The following is a 20,172-nucleotide window of genomic DNA, read 5'->3' as shown; positions in this document are numbered from 1 at the left end:
TAAAAACATAAAAATTTAGAACTTTTTATCAGGTGTTTTGGAAAGTCCAAGAGACTCTCGATGCTGTTCAAGCAAATTGTCTTCCTTTGGAGGCATCTGAAGGTAGAAACCTTTTTCGTTTAATTCATCAATTAGCTTTTGCTTATCGACTAACCCAAGACGTTCGCGCTTTTCAAGTGCGATAATGGTAACCAACTCTGGACGGCCAAATTTAGCCATTAGTGGCTCTGGCACATCATCGAAGTGGTCTTTTTTGGGTACATATAAATACATACCTTCTTTTTTTCGCGTTTTATAAACTGCGCATAACATAGTTCTTTACTCTATTCGTTGTGTACTTAACGTGCATGAACACGTTTCGCGTCTTAAATATTGTGTTGGAATAACCTTGTATATAGGTTTTATTGCGCGGGCACATCGCCCAACAGGCGTACCACGTGAGGGTAAAACAAAGGCTCCCTCCACGTTGACAAGACATCAGGTTTTAAACCCTGCACGCGGGTTTCATCTACCGAAAACCAGTACCATTTTAACAATTGATTGAGCTGTTTTTTAGAGGCAATAACATCGCTATTAACGCCATTGTCCTTTGCTATTTGTTCACTGATAGCTTTCAGTTCTGCAAGCGTCTTCTTGTATTTAGCAACATCAATGAGCCTTAACACCATTGGCAGTCTTAGCTTTTCAGGCGTTTGTGCATACTTCGCTCGTGCCTCTTCAATTAAGGTGATAATAGTGTCACCGTAGCGTCTAATGGACTGATGATTCACACCATTAATGCGAGACAAACCTGACTTACTATCTATAAGTCGCTGTGCAGCTTCAAACAAATGCCCTTCTTTAAACACAAAGTTCAATGCCAAGTCTTTCTCACGCGCCGTATTTAAGCGCCATGCGGCAAGTGCCTGCAGAACAGTTAGCTGTTCACTGTTCAAGCGCCAGTTATTTTTAATGCTCAAATAAGCAAAGTCTTCAGGCATTTGTGCGCGTTTTTTATCAACAAGTAAGGCAATTTCTTGGTAAATCCAATGTACCTTGCCCGCCTCCTGCACTCTGCTTACTAGCTGTTGATAACACGGCAACAGATACAACACATCATTCGCCGCATAACTGAGCTGTGATTCTCTAAGGGGGCGCGCTAGCCAATCGGTGCGTGACTCGCCTTTATCTAGGCTAATATCGCACATTATCTCAACCAACTTTGCATACCCTAGCGAGGGGCCCATGTCTAAAATGCTGCCAGCTATCTGGGTGTCAAATACAGGTGTTGGTACTGTACCGAACGCAGTTAAGAATGCTTCGATATCTTCAGAGCAAGAGTGCAGTACTTTTACCACTTCCGTATTTTCCATAAGCGCAATAAAAGGCTGCATATTGTCTATGACTAAAGGATCGATAAGTACCAATTGATGGCCATCGTAAAGCTGAATAAGGCCAAGATGAGGGGTAAGGGTCTTCGTTCTTACAAATTCGGTGTCTAAAGCCACTGCTTCTTGACGTTGCGCTGCAGTGCACACCTTTTCTAATTGTTCAAATGTTGTAATTAATTGATATTGCATATTTTTGCACAGTAATAAAAAAGCCGGCTTACGCCGGCTTTCAAAAAACTATTTCAAAGAAATTAGTCTCGAAGCTCCCGACGCAGTATTTTACCTACATTGGTTTTTGGTAAGTCGTCTTTGAAAACAACTTGCTTAGGCACTTTGTAGCCCGTTAAGTGGCTACGGCAATGCGCAATAACGTCTTTTTCGGTAAGTGAGTCGTTGTTGCGTACTACGAACAACTTCACTACTTCGCCACTCACTTCGTGAGGAACCCCAACTGCTGCAGCTTCAACAATGTTTTCATGCATTGCAGCCACTTCTTCAATTTCGTTAGGAAACACGTTAAAGCCTGAAACTAGGATCATATCCTTTTTACGGTCAACAATATAGAAGTAACCTTCATCATCTACCGTTGCAATGTCACCCGTGGCCAACCAGCCATCCTTCAGAATTTCTTCTGTCGCTTCTGGGCGATTCAAATAACCTTTCATCACCTGTGGACCTTTGACCCACATTTCGCCAGGCTCGCCTTTTTCAACTGGGTTACCGTCATCATCAAGTAACTTGATGTCTGTTGAAGGAACCGGCATACCAATTGCGCCTTTGTAGGCTTCAATTTGAGGTGGATTTACTGCCACAACAGGTGAACACTCGGTTAAGCCGTAACCTTCGAGCAATACGGTACCTGTCACCTTTTCCCATTTTTCTGCAACAGGGCGCTGAACAGCCATTCCACCACCTAGACCGAATTTAAACTTGCTAAAATCAAGTTCATTAAACCCAGGTGTGTTTAGCAAACCATTAAACAGCGTATTTACACCAGGTAAAATGGTAAACGGGTATTTACTAAGTTCGTTAACAAAAGCAGGCATGTCTCGAGGGTTTGTAATTAGCAAATTACGGCAGCCGTACTTAACGAACATTAGGCAGTTCGCCAGTAGTGCGAATATGTGATACAGCGGAAGTGCGGTAACTACAAAGTCTTCGCCCTCTTCAATTACGGTTTCTAGTATACCTGATACCTGCTCAAGGTTTGCCACCATGTTGCGGTGAGTCAGCATCGCGCCTTTAGACACGCCCGTTGTTCCACCTGTATATTGCAGGAATGCTAAGTCGCTACTGTCAAGTTCTGGGCGCTTGTATTCAAGAGACTGACCTTTCTTAACCGCCGACATAAATGAGGTGGTTTCAGGCAAGTTGAATGAAGGCACCATCTTCTTCACGTATTTAACTACCGCATTCACAATCCAACGCTTAGGCGCAGGAAGCATGTCACCTAATGCAGTTAAGAAAACTTCTTGAAGATTTGTATCAGCGATAACTTCTTCAAGCGTACATGCAAAGTTCTCTACAATAACAATTGCTTTCGCGTTGGCGTCGTTTAACTGATGCTTTAATTCACGAGCTGTATAGAGAGGGTTTACATTCACCACAACCATTCCTGCTCGCAAAATGCCAAACATAGCGACAGGATATTGAAGAAGGTTGGGCATCATGATTGCCACTGCATCACCGCGTTTGAGCCCGCTTGCCTGCAAATAAGCAGCAAACTGAGCTGATAAAGTATCTAGCTCTTCAAACGTAATTGAATGCCCCATGTTTATGAAGGCTTCTTTATTTTTAAACTTCTTAACCGACTGCTCGAAAATGTCTACTACAGATGTGTAACGATCGGCATCGATTTCTGCGGAAACGCGAGGGTCGTAATGCTTAAGCCAGGTTTTTTCCACCAAAACCTCCTCTACTTTATTCTTATACTATTTTCATGCGAGCACGGAAGCTACGCGCATATAACTGGTCTGATAACTTGCGAATAGTATAGGAAGTGTAAAAAAAAATAAACGGCACAATTTACAATTGCTCAACAAAATCACGAATTAGTAGCCCTACATCGTGAGTATTTTCCATGTGAATGTGGTGGCCGCCTACTAAACGTTCATATTGTGCATTTTTAAACCACGAGTCTCGTGAAGGGTAAACCGTATCCAATTTTTTAAAACTGTTTGTTGCACCAATAAATAATATGGGGCATTCAATGTTACGCATTAGGTTTTCGGCTTGTTTATCGGTAAGGCGCAACACTGATTTTGTTCTCAATCTTGGGTCGGACGACCAAAAGCAATGACCACCTGCATCTTGTGTTAAGTTTCGACTCAAGATTGTACGTGCATATTCAGCGCTTAAGTCTGAAACTTTGCACCGCGCCTTTACCGCTTCGTCTAAATCGACGGTACGTAGCCGATTTCGGCGTTTCGAATGGCGGCTTAAAACCGCATCTCGCATTTGCTGGGCGGTAGTGCTTTCTTCTTGAGTTAGAGGGCCGCATGCGTCGATGCTAATGACAGCTTTCACTTTTTCAGGGAATAAGGCGGCAAACTGCGTGGCAAGTATCCCGCCTAACGAATGCCCAAGTAGGATGACAGAGTCCCAAGACTGCTCTTCTATTAGCGCGTACAAATCTTGAAGAAAGTCTGCTTGATTATACTGCGCGCCTATGGGCCGATGCTGCGACTTACCATGCCCTGCCAAATCAATGGCAACAAAGCGGCAAGACTGAAGATACGGTGACAACGGGCGCAAACTCTCGGCATTATCTAAATAGCCGTGAATGCCAATGACTATTGGCCCTGCTCCTTGATTATCTAACGCCGCTAGTTGCAATGTTCCTGCATTTAACTCTGTTTCAATCATCCTTTGTCCCTTGCGGCAAAAATTAGCCCCTTAAGTTAACCTTTACTACCGTTCAAAACAAAAAGGCGGCAATTAAATGCCGCCTTCATTATCATTAATTTGCGTTTTGCTTTGTGTGATTATCTCTGCGAACACCAAGGCTACCAGCCGGAGGACTGATCTTTCGTGAACTAGGTTTTGAGCGTGGCATTGCAGAACGGCTTGGTGCATTACTATAACGAATTATGCGTGTGTGATTAAACCCAGGATGTCCCCATCCCCAATTTCTCCACCCCCAAGGGTGGTAAAATGGCCCGACGCCTCCCCAAAAAGGAGAGTACCAGCCAGAGAAGTTGTTAAAAGCGAATGTATCCATGTGGTATACGTCTCTATCACGCCACATATGATAGTCATCAGCGATAATTGTTGGATAAATATAAGGTTGTTCTCCTACCATCCCTGCAGTTGGAGCGGTGACCGAGCCCAAGAATGTTGCCGAGCGGCCTTCCTCAAAAACGATGGGATCAACGAAACCGTCAATTTGCACTTTGAATCGACCTATAGTTTCGCCACTGGTTGAGGGCTTGCCGTAATGGTTAAGAGGAAAGTGGGCCAATTCTATCAAGGTTTTATTAGGCTTATTTTCAACGCCTACAATCAAACCACCCCAGCGGGCTTTTTGGCCCTCTGCACTAGCAGATGACGTCACTGCATTAGAATAGCTGACCAGTTGTGTTCCGTCTGGTACCTCAATGCTGTCTGGGACGATGCTACATCCCGCAAATAAAAATACGGTAAATAAAACTAAATAACGAGACATCAAAGTGCTCCTCTGAACCCTTAAAAAAGCTGCAACTAAATGGAATATTGGTAAACATAAACCGTGAAAGTAAAGATTGCGCCCCAAGGGCGATGAGTCACAAACTCACAGATATTTACTGGTATATCTTTATGCCAAAAAGAAAATCCAAAAGTAAGCTTAGTAAACATTAGCATTTATACGACGGGACAACCACTGCCGTTCAATCACAATTTAGTGTAAATATAATGCATTGGACTAGTCTAATAATTCTTAGAGGTGCACTGAGCCTTTTTGTTCATTCAGCTGTGGGATTTTTAACAATTTGTTAGAACTTCATAGGGCGACGAACGACTCTTTTCACGCTTAAACGTTAGGCGTAAATGTCTACTCCAAACATCGACTGAATTGATTCACGCTGCTGTTGCTTTTCAAAGCTTGTGTACGAAGCAATGGCGTTTTGAGAATATGAGTTGCTGTCTTCGCGAACGAACTGCTGGTACGCTTTCGCATTGTTCGCCCCTTGTTCATCGGGCGCGACAACGATCGCCTTAGCAGACGATTCGCTTTGCCCCTTACTTTGCTGTTCGGGGTCTTTGTTTACCTTAGCGACACGACCTTGAGAGGGTTCGGAAGACGGTACAGCGAAATTATTATTAATAATCATACATCATGACGAAGGCAAAAATCGTACCAGTAGAGGCGGACTTCGGTAACGAAACCCGCGCGTATGCATTTCCTAATTCAGTTTCACTGCCTCGTTATTCTCTGCCCGGCAACTTTTTCCACGTAACCTTATCACGAAGGTAAACAGGCTCTACATTCACGGCTTCAGAAACGTTGCCATTTTCAAAGGCATTCATGGCCTGCGAAAGCATGTACTGGGCATTGGGAAGTGTGACTTCACATGGCGCTTCTTCGCCAGCATTTAAGCGCCACTCGTCTAGCTTCTGATATGCCGCCCAACCAGTGCCAACTGCAACAATCGCAGCGTTTGTTTCCTTGCTAATGTTATTTAACTGTTCTATCGCTACCTCAGGCGGACATACCTGTTCTTCTATTTGAAGGGTAACGCCGTTTTCTAATTGCGCATAAACTGCAAAGTAAACTTCATCCATGCGTGCATCTGACGCAACGGCAATTAAAGCACTCTTGTTTTCAATTTTTAAAGACGCCTCAATAGCCATAGCTTCTAGCGTACTCACACCAGCAACTTTTAGCCCTGTTCCCAACGCTAAACCTTGAATCATACCTGTAGCTATACGAACGCCTGTAAAACTGCCTGGGCCTCGACCAAAGGCAAGCAAATCTAAATCACTTAAGGTAACGTTCGCTTCCTTTAGCACATCGTCGACCATTGGAAGTAAACGCTGACTGTGTTGCTGAGGACAGATTTCAAAACGTGTAACAAGGGTGTTGTTGTACTGCAAGGCAACCGAACATGCTTCGGTTGCAGTGTCTATCGCTAGAATATTCATGTTTGTCTCTTTTAATGTATCACCCGAATGTGGCTTTGGTGATAGTTAACACCGTTAGCCACAAGTCAGGACTTTAACTTAGGCTTCATCAATGCCGGCTAAAAATTTCTCTACTTCGTCTAAGCTTCTTGTGCGTTTCATGTCCGGTAAGCTTCCAACAAAAGTTTTTGCGTAGGGTTTCGTCACCAATCGATTATCGCAAATCACCAGTACGCCTTTATCCGATGGGTCGCGAATTAAGCGCCCCGCTCCCTGCTTTAATGTAATGACCGCTTGAGGAATTTGAATAACTCCAAACGGATTCGCCCCCCGTTTTTTCACGTCTTCCATACGAGCCTGCAGCAGTGGGTCATCAGGAGACGCGAAAGGTAACTTATCAATCATAACGCAAACAAGGTCGTTGCCTCTCACGTCCACCCCCTCCCAGAACGCGCCCGTTCCCATAAGTACGGCTTTTTCGTCTGCAAGGTAAGCATCTAGCAGCGCTTGCTTAGTTGTGGTGCCTTGCACCAGTAATGGGTTGTCTACCTCGTCTTCTAGCTTCTGCGCTATTTCTCTTAACATTGCATGGCTGGTAAAGAGTAAAAAACAGCGACCGCGGCTTGCTTTTATCAGCCTTTTAGCGGTTTCGAGCAGAGTCTCGCGCATGGCGTAACTATTTGGTTCGGGTAAATAACGTGGTACACAAAGCATGGCCTGCTCTGGATAGTTAAACGGGCTATCTAGACCTAACGTCTCTGCGTCTTCTAATCCCATCCGGCGCTGAAAATGTTCAAACCCGCCGTTCACCATCAATGTGGCAGATGTGAAGATCCACCCGCGTGGCGGTGATGATACAAATCGTCTGAACTTAGCTGCAATAGATAATGGCGTTAAATGCATAATTAGATGACGCTGTGTGGTTTCATACCACAAGCTCACATTCTCTTGCTGATTATCGCTTAATGCATCTAGCTGCTCTCTTGCGGCAACTACACGTTCATACATATTGTCTAAGTCTTTATCACGGCCAATATGTAACTTACATACTTCATGTAATACACCAAGCGCTTCGGCTAGTTTACCGACTTGCATGCGAACGTCGTCTCTATCTAATGCTTCAGCCCAGCTTCCGCGTTCTGCGGTATCAGGAAACAATAGGCGCAAATCAGACGCAATCATTCTGCACTTATCAGCCGCTTTATCTAACTGCCCCGCGTCTTTTAAAACGGTTCTAAACAACAAAGTAATATCTTTGGCAATATCGTAAATTTGGCGTGTAGAAAGCGACTCACCGAAATAATCGCTGGCAATATCAGGAATTTGGTGGGCTTCATCAAAAATAATGGCGTCGGCCTCTGGAATAAGCTCGCCGAACCCTGTGTCTTTTAGTGCCATATCTGCAAAGAACAGGTGGTGATTAACCACGATAATGTCTGCATCTAGCGCCTTTCTGCGCGCTTTAACCAAGTAACAATCTTCGTAGTCTGGGCAGTCGCGCCCTAAACAATTGTCGACGGTCGAGGTGACAAGCGGCAGAACGCGTGCGTCTTCTGGGAGGGTTTTAAGTTCTCCCATATCTCCCGTTTTGGTTGTTGTTGACCAGCGTTTTACTTCCGAAAGCTGGCCTAGCACGTCTTTTTCAACCAAGGTGGAATTGCCGCCATGCTGAGCAAGACGGTGGAGACAAAGATAGTTTGCACGCCCTTTTAACAGCGCAGTTTTTCGCTTACTACCTAAAGCCTTTTTTACTAACGGCAGGTCGCGGTGAAACAACTGCTCTTGCAGGTTTTTTGTTCCCGTTGAAACAATGGCTTTGCCGTCGCTTAATAATGCAGGAGCCAGATAAGCAAAGGTTTTCCCTGTTCCCGTCCCCGCTTCAACAATTAAGCTACCTGTGGTGTCGATTGCACGCTTAACCGCCTTTGCCATTTCAGTTTGCGCCTCGCGGGGAACAAACCCTTTGATGGTACTAGCAAGAAGACCATCTGAAGAAAATACATTGTTTATAGTGGGCATGGTTTAAGCGCTGTCATTACTTTTCTACTTTAAGCCGCGCATTATGCCAAAAAGCCTTCAGAATGCCCATCAAAGGTTTTTGTTTAACACTCGGGCAGCGGCAGCGGTTTTCTCATCAAAGTAATAACGAGTAATGTCGCGCAATTCGCGGCTTCTCTCCCCCTTCTTAAACGTCAAAATAGTTTTTCAAATTTTGATGAAAAGAATTTGTCTTCTAGGTCAAAAAAATTAGCTTTTTAATATGAAGACTCAAGCGCAATATCAGCCCGTAAATATTTACACTTAACTATTAAACGAGGTAATTATGAAGAGTTTAAGCTTTTTAGGTTTAGGCTTGATTGGTTTAAGCGCATTAGCATTCTCGGTAACAGCAAGAGCATCTGAAAAAGCCCCTGCGGAACTGGTTGCTGAGTTAGTTCAATTCTGTAAAGAAGTGGCCGAAGAAGAAGGAACAAAAGGTAAACCAGAAGACGCATTCCTTCTAGAATGTGTTAATGAAGAACTTGAAGCAGAAGGCTACCAACCACTGAAGTCTTTGAACTAATCAGAAGGCTTGATTTGCATGAGGCCTTGGCGTTGATGTCGAGGCCTTTTCTTTTTTATCTTTTTTTTCTCTTTGTCTTCACATTTATACAAGAATTTTGATCTGGTGATTAGCGTTACTGTTTTTCTTAAAGCGAATTCATTCTAAACATTTATTGCCTGACTAAACTCAGCACCTTGCTTCAGCACTCCAACTGCTATACTTGGGTAATCTTTACAGCTCACTATTTAAGTGCAATTATTGTAAAGCATCGTTAAAAAATATTTAACATTTAAAAAAAGTTATGAATTTTACTAGTGTTTCTATCTCGGACATCCCTGTATACATCGTTGAAGAGGAAGCTAGGGAGTTACCCTGTGAAGGTTGTCGAAACGGGGAAATACTTGATTTCAATTTCACAATGGCGTTTCAACCACTTATTGACCTTTCTAGCAAACGGGTTTTCGGTTATGAAGGCTTAGTTCGGGGTATGAACAATGAGTCTGCTTCTTCAGTTATCAAAAAGGTTACAGCTCAGAATATCTATAAATTTGATCAAACTTGCCGCATCAAAGCCATTGCTTTGGCAGCTGAAGCGCAAATATCAGAGCGGCTTAGTATCAATTTCATGCCTGGCGCAATTTACAAACCCGACATTTGTATACGTACAACGCTAGCTGCCGCTGATAAGTATGGCTTCCCAAGAGAACAAATTACTTTTGAAGTGGTGGAAGCAGAAAACATTATTGACACGTTACACCTTCAAAATATTATCAACTACTATAAAGAAATTGGATTTAAGGTAGCTATTGATGACTTTGGCACTGGCTACGCCAATTTAGACTGGCTTGCTAAACTTGCTCCTGACAGCATCAAAATTGATATGAGCCTAATAAGAAATATTAACAAAAATGCTCGGCAGATAGTTATTGTAAAAGCACTTGCTCAGCTATGTTCAGAACTACACATCGACATCCTTGCTGAAGGCGTTGAGACGAAAGCGGAGCGCGATACATTAGCTGAGCTGGATATTATGAAACAGCAAGGGTTTCTTTATTCTACTCCGCAATTTGAAGCCTTTCCCAAAGTTCCAGAGGAAAAATTTTATTAAGGTTGTCGTATAGCTTTGCGTATCGAGATTTACTTAAATGCCCTAGTTAGCTCTCGCTGAACGCTAGCCTATCGCTCGAAAAATGCATCGACCAAATCAGCAAGCGTCTCTTCTAACTGCTCTTCAAACACATCAATGTCGATGTCAAAACTTGCCAAGTATTTCGCTGCATTATCACGAGAAATCACCGCATTTTTTATCTGAAATTCCAGCTCGGGCAATGATTTGTCGTAGCGCGGTTTAATTGTCCAGCGCAAACAATTACCGTGTTTGTCTTTAAGCTGCTTTTTAGCAAAAACACAAAACTCCTCTACGTATTCAGTGCCTTGCGGCCCCAAACAACCTGGCTCAATGCGATACATCACTAGCAATTTTTTATAAAGAGGGAGTCGAGATTCCATTACATCTTCAAATAATTCAAAGAATTGATTATCGGAAAATTTTAATGAATTTGCCAGTTTGGTTTCACGGCGGTCGCACTAACTTTAGTGCAGCCGCCCTGTTATTCTGCAAGCTCGGGATCTTTGATGAATAAAATATCCATGATGATTGCTGGATCCCACTCTCGCATTTCTGCCTCGCACTTGAGCCTTATTTCATCTAACTCACTAATGGTGGCAATCGAGAATGCATCGTCCACTATGATATGAACGAGTAAATAAACATCTCTACCCCGCTTGCTTATACGCACTTCAACGTGCTCGTAAGGTACGTCGGCCAATGTCTTTTTAAATTTCTTTTCAATAACAGCAGAGATAGCCTCTGGTGGCGCTTTATTAATCACCTCATTTAAGCTTTCGCGCAATATTTTAAACGGCACGGGCAGCATCGCAGAGCCGAGTATAATAAGTAGCACAGGGTCTACGTATGGCGCCAACGTTTTATACTCTGTAAGCTCTAACGCGTACGCTAATATAAAAGCAAAGAGAATAGATGCGCTTAGTACACCGTCAATCATCCAAGTGTGGGAGTCAACTTTTACCAAATCTGACAATAAGTGCTTACCCTTTAATCGCATATAAAAAGAGATGCTAAAACACCCCACCGTTGCCACTACGCCGTAAAACATACCTATGCCATATTCTGCAGCATGCCCACCTTCTAATAAGCTTTGAACAGAACTCGCCACTGCATACACACAAGTAGCAATAATTATCAGCGATTTAAACATGTTCAACGTGGGTTCAATCGCTGTGTAACCGAAATGAAAACGGTCGTCGTCAGGACGTTGAACAAGACTTGCAACTTTCAGCGTAAGCATAGACATAACAAACGCGATTAGCGAGTACGCGGCGTCGAATAAAATCGCGCCAGAGCTTGTTGCAATAGCAAAACCAAGCGCAACAACAACGAATGCGCCAGCAATGTAAAAAGAAAGCGTTAATAGGCGCTTTTCTTCAAGGTGATGGAAGCCAATGTCCATGTAAATCACTACAAATTTGAGGTGCGCGGATTCTACTCCTATAGTTAAAAAAAAATAGTGGTTTCACAAAAAAAATTGCTATTTTTTTGTTCAATTCAATGATACACAGCGCATTATAATTTTTGATCACGCTTTATGCGTTTTAGGCTCATTTTTAGCAATGAATCAGACCACTTACCCTTCAATTAAAAGCTACTTTGACCCCGACGTTAGTAAACGAGAAATTGACCAAGCGTTTTCAAACGGACTGTCATATGCAGGCCACTCTCTAATGGTGCCTGAAAAATATAGTTATCAAGTATTGCCGAACTTCAACGACCGTTTTGCACTGTTCAATCAAGGGGATAGCTACGAGTTAATCTCGAATGTGTGTTTGCATCGACAAGCTAAACTTCTTGAAGGGCAAGGACGAGCTCGCAGCATTGTGTGTAAGCTGCATTGCTGGGGATATGACAATTCAGGGCTGTTAAAAGGTACACCGCACTTCAAAGAAGCCGTTAATGGCCAGCTGAAAAAGGAAACACTTTCATCGTGGAATGGTTTACTGTTTCGCGGACGAACGCCACAAATGGATCTTGCTGCGCTGGGGCTCACTGGATACTTGGATTTTACCAATTATTTCTATGCTGGCTCAGAAACGGCGGAATATCAGTTTAACTGGAAAACATTTATCGAAATCTACCTTGAAAACTATCATGTGTACTCGATGCATCCCGGGCTTCGACAATTTGTAAAACCTGATGATTTAGAGTGGTCATTTGGAGAAGATTTTTCAGTGCAAAAAGTGGGACTGGGCGAACAACTTACCAAGCGCACTACAGATCGTTACCGCGAGTTTCAAGATGCATTACTTGCACGCTATGGGCAGTCACTGCCTAGATACGGAGCTATTTGGTGCTTCTTGTATCCCAATATCATGATTGAATGGTACCCAGATATTATTGTAGTGAGCACGATTTATCCAAAAGGCGCCGGAGCGTGCGTAAACCATGTTGAGTTTTATTACCCTACTGCGCTCTATCAAGAAATACCCGACTATTTCGTTCTAGAAAAAAAGGCGTATATGGAAACCGCATTAGAAGACGAAGACGCATGCCTTTTACTAGAAAAAGGTCGAAGAGCACTGTTTTTACAAGGTGAAGAAGAACATGGCCCCATTGAACCATTTTTAGAGGCCGGGGTAGCCCATTTTTACAACTGGTTATCTGACAAAAAAAGTAACGTATAAGATATTTATAATAAGATAAATGGTTGGGCAGCTTCAAAGCTATGTTTTTTTTTGTTTTTTTGTTTTTTTGTTTTTTTATAGGATTTGGGTTACATCTTGTCCAAGGTATTTTCAACAAGTCGGTTATCAGATAGATTAAGTTCGCCCGTTTTGCTGGCGTTATATAAAAGTTAGCAACGAGCGAACGGGTATAATAAGAAATTAATTTAGCCCACTTTGAGGGTTAAAGCGCAATTATACTGCTATGCCCCTCAACACCACGTTAATGCTCAGGAAGAAAATTGAAGTTCTTAATTACTATTGCTGTATCGCTTTTTACAACCTTGAATGCCTTCGGCACTGAGTATGTTCTAGATGAAGCGAGATCTCGCAGCATACCAATAGATATTTCTCATCCCACTCATAGTGAAAGATGCACTTTGAAGGCTCGATGCTCAGTCGCCTTTATAAGCGCTGGTTACGGCGTTCCTCACGATAAATATGAATTTTTGGTTGATACTTTTAACAAATTAGGCTTTTTATCAGTCGCTATCGCACACGAATTACCTCAAGACCCGGAGCTATCTAGGGAAGGTAATTTATACGAAACGAGAAGCGAGAATTGGATTCGGGGGGCAGCCACTCTAGATTTCCTACTGCACAACCTCAAAGGTAAATTTACTGAGTACGACTTCGACTCAATTGTGCTAGTTGGCCATTCAAATGGTGGCGACATTTCTTCTTGGCTTGCGAACGAAAATCCGTCTTTTATAGCTTCTGTTATCACTTTGGACAACAGAAGGGTTCCATTACCGCGCAATGAAAACATTAAAGTATTTTCTATTCGAGGTAGTGATTTTCCGGCAGATAGAGGTGTCTTGCCATCAGAACGAGAAGTTTCAGAGTACGATATTTGTGTTGTTAAAATACCACAATCTAAACATAACGACATGTCAGACTTCGGTCCACATTGGTTAAAGAAAAAAATATCGAAGTTAGTAGAACGATACATAAAAGACGCAGCTTGTGCTTCGCTTAAACACGATGCCTAACAGCACAATTAATGCGTTCACTTAGATTACGCTGCACCAACCTACTGTAAGTGCTGCCTCCTTTAAGTTGAAAATTAAATATATCGGAAATATTTGTTTTAAAGGGCTGATTAAATGGAAAAAGAAAAATGGTATCGCAACCCAGAAATGTTGATTGCCTTAACTGCGCTATTTATCGCCATTCTTACAGCCAGTATATCGGTTTATTCTGCATATATAGATAGAGCCTATGCTAAAACCACGGTTTGGCCGAACGTGGAAATCTTCCTAAGCCATAGTGAAAGTCGTTTTAGTTATGGAGTAGCAAACAAAGGTACAGGCTCTGCCATATTAAGGTACGCTAAGGTCAACGTAGAGAACCAATAATTTGTGAACTGGCTAGTGTCGCTAAGACTTGAAATTTGTGCGCTAGCTCACTTAACGTTAACGGCTGTTCGTTAACTTTGCGTTTGGGCAATTGGGTAAGGTCTGAGACAATAAACAAAAACTATGCGAACACGTGACTTACTGCGTTAGATTGAACACATAAGATCGGTTAGCTTGTTTGCTAATGCGGCAAAAACGTTTCGCCGTAATACAATAAAAAATTTTTGAATAGTAGGATTATTAATGAGTGATAGTTGGGACGATTATGCTGAAGGTTGGGATTCAAACGCAGACGTAATCGAATATGCAAAAAACGCTTTTGAGGCTCTTTGCGACTACACAAGCTTAAAAGGTTTACGTGTTTTAGATTTTGGTTGTGGTACTGGGCTGTTAAGCGAAAAAATAGCAAAAGTAGCAGAATCAGTTGTTGCGGTAGACTCATCGCCCAAAATGATTGACGTACTAGATAAAAAAAAGATTGCTAATGTAAGTACGTTATCATGCGAAATATCGAAAGACTCGGAAAATGAACACCCCATTTTAAAAGGGGGTTTCGACTTAATAGTTGCATCTTCTGTTTGTGCTTTTGTCCCTGATTTTGAGAAAACATTGTCTGACCTTAGGCTTTTATTAAAAGAGGAAGGAGCGTTTGTTCAATGGGATTGGAAAAGAACGAATGAGGGTGGTGATTTTGGGTTTACTGAAGACATGATTAAAAATGCCTATTTAAATGTTGGTCTTTCAACTGTGCGCGTTACCGAAGCGTTTTCGCTGACAAGTCAGAAAAGCACAATGCAGGTATTAATGGGAATAGCTACCCGAAAAGAAGAAGGCTGATTGTTATTTAGCACTAATTAACGTAAAAATAAGAGCAGCAAATTAGCTCATCGGGGCGCTTATGAGTACAAAGCATAGTCCTTTCCCTCTCATTTGCGCTCTTCATAAGTAATGTAGGTTTAACACAAGGAAGGTTTTATGTTTAAGAAATACCTATTTATATTATTCACATTTGTTTCTACATCGGCAATGTCCGAAACTTATCAGGCTGACAATTTCACCGTTGAGTACGATGACAATGTTCCCCTTTCTATCGTCGAAAAACTCGCTACCGTTGTTAGTGCTAATACAAAAGTTGTAAAAACGTACCTTGCGCAATCTGCGCAGTACAAAGGCACCCCAATTAAAGAAGACTTAGTCGTTTTCATCTCGAAGAAGCGTCGGACGCCCTATCAGGATTGGAACACAATCCACATCCCAGAAAAACGAGTTATTGCCGCTTTCTCTGAAGATAAATCAAAGAACAATAGTGGTATGGCTGTAATTCACGAACTCACCCATGTTTACGCGGTCAGTGATTTTCGCAAAAAGAAAAAGCACGGCTATGAAGACCGCTTTTACGATGATGGGCTTGCAGTATTTTTACAGCACAGATTTGGCCAAGTTCCTGAATATCCTGATTTTGGACAAGACTTATACAGAGCTGTTGCAGACGCCTCGCTTAATTATGGAGGCTTAATTTCATTAAAAGACGCAGAAAACGTTAGACACTCAGCGAAGACTGGCTTAGGTAGAAAGCTTGCATACCTTCAAGAGGGAGCTTTCACGCAGTTCTTGATTGAAAATTATGGACTTGATGCCTACCTAAAAATTTATGCTGGAGAAAGCACCGAGTCTGTTACTGGAAAAACGTTCAATCAATTAGAAAGTGATTGGACGTCAGTAATTGGAAGTTTTGCGCCCATACAAGGCACTTAACACGCCTAGGTTTGGAACCAATCAATGAATCATACCGTTATCGGGCGCAAAGGAGACGCAATGCACCTTGCTCAAATCAATATCGGAAAAGTTAGATTCGATTTAGAATCTCCTGAAATGGCAGATTTCGTAAACAACTTAGACCCTATCAACGCTATTGCTGAGAAGAGCCCAGGCTTTATCTGGCGTTTAAAAGATGAAACTGGTGATGCCACAAATGTCAAAGTTGAGGATAACCCAGATATTATTGTAAACATGTCAGTATGGGAAAACGTGGAGTCGCTCAAAGATTTCATGTTCAAAACACATCACATCGATTTTCTTAAACGTAAAAAAGAATGGTTTGTTCCACTCAAAGAGGCATCTTATGCCTTGTGGTGGATTCCTGAAGGCCATATACCCACAGTTCAAGAGGCAATTAACAAACTTGAGTATTTGCGAAAATATGGGGAATCTCAGGAAGCTTTTAGCTTTAAAACTCATTATGCGAAACTAGAACTGGCGAGTGGATAAAAAGTTAAACCAAGGGCTCAGCCAGTTCTTGTTGTCTTACTACACTTACTATGCGCATCTTATTACTTGGGCCACACGTTTGTGCACTTTAACTGAGACGTAATGGCCTAAAACATTTTAGTGACTTGCCAACATCTAAGATTTAACTGAGTCAGTCTGGCGGACGATGTAAGGTCTCTTCAACCTCGTCCGACTCCTCGTCCCCCTCTTGCTCTATATCGCCGGACGATTGTAAAGAGGAAGCCACCATGAGTGACAAAATTGACCAGAACACGCCAACTGTCCAACCAGCTAGCACATCAGAGGGCCAATGCACCCCCAGGTAGACTCTACTAATACCAATACTCACCGTGAGTAGCGCGGCCATCGACAATAGAAAGATTTTAACACGCTTGCGTTTTTCGACTCGTGAAAGCAAGGTCGCTAATGTGAAGTACACCAAGGCTGACATTAGCGAGTGTCCGCTAGGGAAGCTATGTGTATAAACATAGCTGCCGTGAGGAACGAGGTCTGGCCGTGGTCGATCAAAGCCATATTTAAGTGCAAAGCTTAATAACGTCCCCGACACTATCGCAACAACAATAAACAGCGCCATTTTAGGCTTTTTGATCAATAACATATAAACAGCCGATGCGAGCGTAAAGAACGTTAAAATGCCTACGCCCCCCAACCCAGTAATATCCCGCATTAACTCCTCGACCCAATGCGCACCTATAGGATCAGAAAGGTCTTGTGTTGTTCGAAATAGCAATAACAACTTTTCGTCTACCGCTGCTGTGCCACCGCTTGTGACCATGCCAGCTATTTCGAGAAAACCCCAAAGGCATCCAGCCAAGGCTAATCCACCAAGCACCAAAATAAAATCTGAGCGTGTGATATTTTTCACATTCACTTTTTTCTCCTTATGCAGACTGCGAATCGGCATTCTGTTTCTTCTTGGTATGCCTATACGCAACAATCGTCACTATTAAGCTGACAAGCAATCCCCCACCCAAAATAGCCCATTGATAAGTTTGAGGGTGGGATTCAGTATTAAGCATTGAATTCCCGCCGACCCAACCAAGATAAGTATAAAGGCTTACTAGAGGAAGCTGCCCTACCAGCGTTGACCATGCATAGTGTTTAAATGGTATATCTGTGATACCAAAACCATAGCTTTTTATCACCGCGGGAATGAAAGGATTGAGCCTGAGTAATATAACTAGGCGCCACTCGCTATCTTTTGCCAAGGCTAGAATTCTCTTACTGCCCTCATAACGCTCGAGCTTATGCTCTACATGTTCCTTCAAAAAGTACCTAGCAATTAAAAAGGTAATACAAGCACCGCTAAAAGCGGCAAGTATTGAAACACTTAAAGCAGCAAAAAGACCGAACAATATGCCTGATGCTATATTCAAAATAGTAGATGGGAAAGAGAGGGCAACTAAAGTCGTGTAAAGTATAAAATAGACAATAACTGCCCATACACCGAAAGAGCGAATATATGCTACGGTTTCTACTACCTGCTCACGCGATATCACGTACTTCCATAGCAAAATAACCGCAACCACAAAAAGAGCAAGCATAACGCCTTTAACAATCCATCGATTCTTTTTTTTCATTAACCCACTCCTGTTGGGGCTAGACGTAAACACTTATTATTTTACGCCTTTCAACTTTACCTCGTTGATAACTTGCTACGGAATGAATGAATAAACGATTACAAATATTTTAAGAAAAATGCAATCACTGGCTTTTCAAAACAGGACACTAACGTAGAAAGTAAAAGGAGTGGCCACCTTCTTTTTGGTTTTCAGAACGAGATAACGAGCCTTAATTTTTATAATATTTGTTAAGGCATGCCGAGTAACATTTGCAGAAAACTCTATAGATCTCACAATTAAAAATCAGTCGCATCACCGTCAAATTCTCACAAGCCTATGTTTTAAATGCAATTTACTCAAGTGGCATGTGCTATGAATAACCTTTGAAGAATTCTCTCCTCCGTTTTAAAGCAGTATGGAGGCCGAAAAACAAAGGAGTTAGAAATGAAAAAGTTAACAATTGCCACTTTGATTAGTGCAGCCCTTTCTGCAGGTGCATTTGCAGGCAACGGGTTGGAAAAAATCGACACGACATTTGCAGATTTAGATAACGATGATAATGGATACATTTCACGCGAAGAAGCCGATGATGACGAGATTTTCGCACATTTTTCTAAAATTGATGCCAACTCAGATATGAAGCTCTCTATCAAAGAATTTAACGCCCACGTAATGAAATATCCACATCATTTTGACGGTGAGGTAGTGGCTTCTGCTAAGGCTATGAAAAAGAGCATGAATGACGGCACGATAGAAACTGAGGTTGTCATTGATTCTGACCTTGATGAGCACGTTGCATCAGTGAAAGACAAGAAAATGACGCACGAATTGCGTGCTGAAACTAAGTCTGAAACAGGCGAAAAAGTTCTTAAGAAACAAGTAGCAGTAACCACTGAAAAAACGGTTATTGCGAAAAGTGAGTTCGAGATGATGGATGCTAATAATGACGGTGAGCTTACTAAAGCCGAAGCGTCAAGAAGTGGCGTTACGAGAGACTTTGATAAAATTGACGTAAACGATGATGAGTTAATTACGCGCAATGAATATGCTCGTTACCAGCAGTTATCTGTAGGTAACTACGAAGAGTAACTGTCGATACGAGATAAGAGTCGCGCGAGCGGCTCTTTCATATTTCAGCCCAGTAGTTTGAGTTGCGAAGCAAGTAACGGCAAAGTACGGGAATGACAGCTCTTCTTAATTCATATCTTAACTCATCAAGGAGTTATTTATGTTAGCTTCCACTGCCATTAAAAGCCTGTTAACGTTCAAAGCGTTCAAAAAAGCAAGGCAACGTTTTGAGCAAACAGGGTCAAGCAAAAATGCTTTCATTACTTCTGATACTTTGAGCAAAGCAACGACACCACCATCTGTTGTCGCAATAACCGGCGCCGCCTATGCACTTTCTAAAACGGCAGACGCACCGAAATTGCAGCGTTTTCTTCTAAAATCCACGCTTTCGGCTTCAATTGCTGGTCTGCTGAATGCCGGACTTAAACGTATAATTGGAAGAAAGCGGCCACGCGCTGAGTCAGGCCCTAAAATCAAAGGTCCAGCTTTAAAGGATAAGTTCAATTCTATGCCGTCAGGGCATGCATCAACTGTTGCAGCGGTTGCAGGTTGTATTCCCCGTTCCTCTGGGCCGCTTCTTCTAGCGTCAGCGGCGGGTTTAGCTGCCACAGCTATAATTGGAAAGTCGAGGACAAAGAGAGATGCTCACCATTTATCAGATGTTTTAGTAGGAAGCTGCTTGGGTTTTGGGGTTGCCTACGCCATTTCGAAACTAGAAAAGCCCGTTGAAGCTGAAGTCGAAAACCTCAAACGACACACGCCTTTGCATAAACAAGTTTAATTGTAAGAAAAGCATGAGTAAAAAGTGTACCCTACCTCTTCAAGAGGGGTACACACTCACGCCAGACGGACTCTTAATTTTCAGGCGTTGATTCAATTATTTCTTCAATTTCACTGCTCCCGTTTAAACGAGCCAGTTCAATAAGATAGCTTTTCTCCAGCTTATCTAAAGTATGACCTTTTAGTCGCGCCCTTACCTCTTCAACATCGCCATTAGCGATAGATGTTTTAATAGCAGCATGATTATTTAAAGAGCGATCCTCTGTCTTATCCGTTGAATCATTTGCAGTCATAGTTCGTCC

General features: G+C 42.4%; 23 protein-coding genes. 10 read left to right on the top strand and 13 right to left on the bottom strand.

Features of this window, described 5'->3' with window-relative positions; genetic code table 11:
* Positions 1-15 precede the first annotated feature (15 nt).
* The 8 genes from ACHUFN_RS14900 to ACHUFN_RS14865 all read right to left on the bottom strand — a co-directional run bounded on the left by ACHUFN_RS14900 (position 16) and on the right by ACHUFN_RS14865 (position 8,489).
* The gene (locus tag ACHUFN_RS14900; protein ID WP_394223223.1) at positions 16-312 is read right to left on the bottom strand and encodes a YcgL domain-containing protein; all 297 of its coding nucleotides are present in this window, start codon (positions 310-312) and stop codon (positions 16-18) included.
* 89 nt (positions 313-401) lie between these two features.
* On the bottom strand, positions 402-1,559 hold the full coding sequence (gene rnd / locus ACHUFN_RS14895; protein ID WP_394223222.1) for a ribonuclease D: 1,158 nt from the start codon (positions 1,557-1,559) through the stop codon (positions 402-404).
* A 62-nt stretch (positions 1,560-1,621) separates the two neighbouring features.
* Positions 1,622-3,274 (bottom strand): long-chain-fatty-acid--CoA ligase FadD, encoded by a 1,653-nt coding sequence (gene fadD / locus ACHUFN_RS14890; RefSeq protein WP_394223221.1) that lies wholly within the window; start codon positions 3,272-3,274, stop codon positions 1,622-1,624.
* A 121-nt stretch (positions 3,275-3,395) separates the two neighbouring features.
* Positions 3,396-4,235, bottom strand: coding sequence for an alpha/beta fold hydrolase (locus ACHUFN_RS14885; protein ID WP_394223220.1), 840 nt, complete (start codon positions 4,233-4,235; stop codon positions 3,396-3,398).
* Between the two features lie 94 nt (positions 4,236-4,329).
* The gene (locus ACHUFN_RS14880) at positions 4,330-5,034 is read right to left on the bottom strand and encodes a Slp family lipoprotein (protein WP_394223219.1); all 705 of its coding nucleotides are present in this window, start codon (positions 5,032-5,034) and stop codon (positions 4,330-4,332) included.
* Between the two features lie 352 nt (positions 5,035-5,386).
* Positions 5,387-5,680: a hypothetical protein gene (locus ACHUFN_RS14875; RefSeq protein ID WP_394223218.1), complete on the bottom strand. Its 294-nt coding sequence runs from the start codon at positions 5,678-5,680 to the stop codon at positions 5,387-5,389.
* Between the two features lie 94 nt (positions 5,681-5,774).
* A complete protein-coding gene (tsaB, locus tag ACHUFN_RS14870) occupies positions 5,775-6,491 on the bottom strand; it encodes a tRNA (adenosine(37)-N6)-threonylcarbamoyltransferase complex dimerization subunit type 1 TsaB (RefSeq protein ID WP_394223217.1) in 717 nt (238 codons plus the stop codon).
* Between the two features lie 78 nt (positions 6,492-6,569).
* Positions 6,570-8,489: an ATP-dependent DNA helicase gene (locus ACHUFN_RS14865; protein WP_394223215.1), complete on the bottom strand. Its 1,920-nt coding sequence runs from the start codon at positions 8,487-8,489 to the stop codon at positions 6,570-6,572.
* A gap of 304 nt (positions 8,490-8,793) precedes the next feature.
* On the opposite strand from ACHUFN_RS14865, the gene ACHUFN_RS14860 reads away from it, so the two are divergent.
* Positions 8,794-9,033 (top strand): hypothetical protein, encoded by a 240-nt coding sequence (locus ACHUFN_RS14860; protein ID WP_394223214.1) that lies wholly within the window; start codon positions 8,794-8,796, stop codon positions 9,031-9,033.
* Between the two features lie 304 nt (positions 9,034-9,337).
* Positions 9,338-10,123: an EAL domain-containing protein gene (locus ACHUFN_RS14855; RefSeq protein ID WP_394223322.1), complete on the top strand. Its 786-nt coding sequence runs from the start codon at positions 9,338-9,340 to the stop codon at positions 10,121-10,123.
* 68 nt (positions 10,124-10,191) lie between these two features.
* Here ACHUFN_RS14855 and ACHUFN_RS14850 read toward each other — a convergent pair whose 3' ends face one another.
* Both ACHUFN_RS14850 and ACHUFN_RS14845 read right to left on the bottom strand, forming a co-directional pair.
* Entirely contained in the window at positions 10,192-10,524 is a 333-nt protein-coding gene (locus ACHUFN_RS14850; protein ID WP_394223213.1) for a hypothetical protein, read from the bottom strand.
* Between the two features lie 101 nt (positions 10,525-10,625).
* Positions 10,626-11,546 (bottom strand): cation diffusion facilitator family transporter, encoded by a 921-nt coding sequence (locus tag ACHUFN_RS14845; protein WP_394223212.1) that lies wholly within the window; start codon positions 11,544-11,546, stop codon positions 10,626-10,628.
* Between the two features lie 160 nt (positions 11,547-11,706).
* On the opposite strand from ACHUFN_RS14845, the gene ACHUFN_RS14840 reads away from it, so the two are divergent.
* The 6 genes from ACHUFN_RS14840 (at position 11,707) to ACHUFN_RS14815 (ending at position 16,439) form a co-directional block, all read left to right on the top strand.
* The gene (locus tag ACHUFN_RS14840; RefSeq protein ID WP_394223211.1) at positions 11,707-12,774 is read left to right on the top strand and encodes an aromatic ring-hydroxylating oxygenase subunit alpha; all 1,068 of its coding nucleotides are present in this window, start codon (positions 11,707-11,709) and stop codon (positions 12,772-12,774) included.
* Between the two features lie 281 nt (positions 12,775-13,055).
* Positions 13,056-13,805, top strand: a complete 750-nt coding sequence (locus ACHUFN_RS14835) for an alpha/beta hydrolase (RefSeq protein ID WP_394223210.1) — start codon at positions 13,056-13,058, stop codon at positions 13,803-13,805.
* Between the two features lie 114 nt (positions 13,806-13,919).
* A complete protein-coding gene (locus ACHUFN_RS14830) occupies positions 13,920-14,171 on the top strand; it encodes a hypothetical protein (protein ID WP_394223209.1) in 252 nt (83 codons plus the stop codon).
* Between the two features lie 243 nt (positions 14,172-14,414).
* Positions 14,415-15,008 carry a class I SAM-dependent DNA methyltransferase gene (locus ACHUFN_RS14825; RefSeq protein ID WP_394223208.1) on the top strand — a complete coding sequence of 198 codons (594 nt, stop codon included), beginning with the start codon at positions 14,415-14,417 and terminating at the stop codon, positions 15,006-15,008.
* Positions 15,009-15,146: 138 nt separating this feature from the next.
* The gene (locus ACHUFN_RS14820) at positions 15,147-15,926 is read left to right on the top strand and encodes a hypothetical protein (RefSeq protein ID WP_394223207.1); all 780 of its coding nucleotides are present in this window, start codon (positions 15,147-15,149) and stop codon (positions 15,924-15,926) included.
* 60 nt (positions 15,927-15,986) lie between these two features.
* On the top strand, positions 15,987-16,439 hold the full coding sequence (locus ACHUFN_RS14815) for a DUF3291 domain-containing protein (protein ID WP_394223321.1): 453 nt from the start codon (positions 15,987-15,989) through the stop codon (positions 16,437-16,439).
* Positions 16,440-16,590: 151 nt separating this feature from the next.
* Here ACHUFN_RS14815 and ACHUFN_RS14810 read toward each other — a convergent pair whose 3' ends face one another.
* Positions 16,591-17,325 (bottom strand): phosphatase PAP2 family protein, encoded by a 735-nt coding sequence (locus tag ACHUFN_RS14810; protein ID WP_394223206.1) that lies wholly within the window; start codon positions 17,323-17,325, stop codon positions 16,591-16,593.
* A gap of 16 nt (positions 17,326-17,341) precedes the next feature.
* On the bottom strand, positions 17,342-18,040 hold the full coding sequence (locus ACHUFN_RS14805) for a TVP38/TMEM64 family protein (protein ID WP_394223205.1): 699 nt from the start codon (positions 18,038-18,040) through the stop codon (positions 17,342-17,344).
* A 426-nt stretch (positions 18,041-18,466) separates the two neighbouring features.
* Here ACHUFN_RS14805 and ACHUFN_RS14800 point away from each other — a divergent pair, with 426 nt between their 5' ends.
* Positions 18,467-19,111, top strand: a complete 645-nt coding sequence (locus ACHUFN_RS14800) for an EF-hand domain-containing protein (RefSeq protein ID WP_394223204.1) — start codon at positions 18,467-18,469, stop codon at positions 19,109-19,111.
* Positions 19,112-19,250: 139 nt separating this feature from the next.
* Positions 19,251-19,871, top strand: a complete 621-nt coding sequence (locus ACHUFN_RS14795) for a phosphatase PAP2 family protein (RefSeq protein ID WP_394223203.1) — start codon at positions 19,251-19,253, stop codon at positions 19,869-19,871.
* A gap of 73 nt (positions 19,872-19,944) precedes the next feature.
* Here the strand turns inward: ACHUFN_RS14795 and ACHUFN_RS14790 are convergent, their stop codons facing one another.
* A complete protein-coding gene (locus ACHUFN_RS14790) occupies positions 19,945-20,163 on the bottom strand; it encodes a hypothetical protein (RefSeq protein WP_394223202.1) in 219 nt (72 codons plus the stop codon).
* Between the last annotated feature and the right edge of the window lie 9 nt (positions 20,164-20,172).

This window comes from Alteromonas gracilis, from assembly GCF_043642145.1.
Lineage (GTDB): Bacteria > Pseudomonadota > Gammaproteobacteria > Enterobacterales > Alteromonadaceae > Alteromonas > Alteromonas gracilis_B.
The sequence above is the reverse complement of the archived record's forward strand: the minus strand, read 5'-3'. Positions and strand labels throughout refer to the sequence as shown.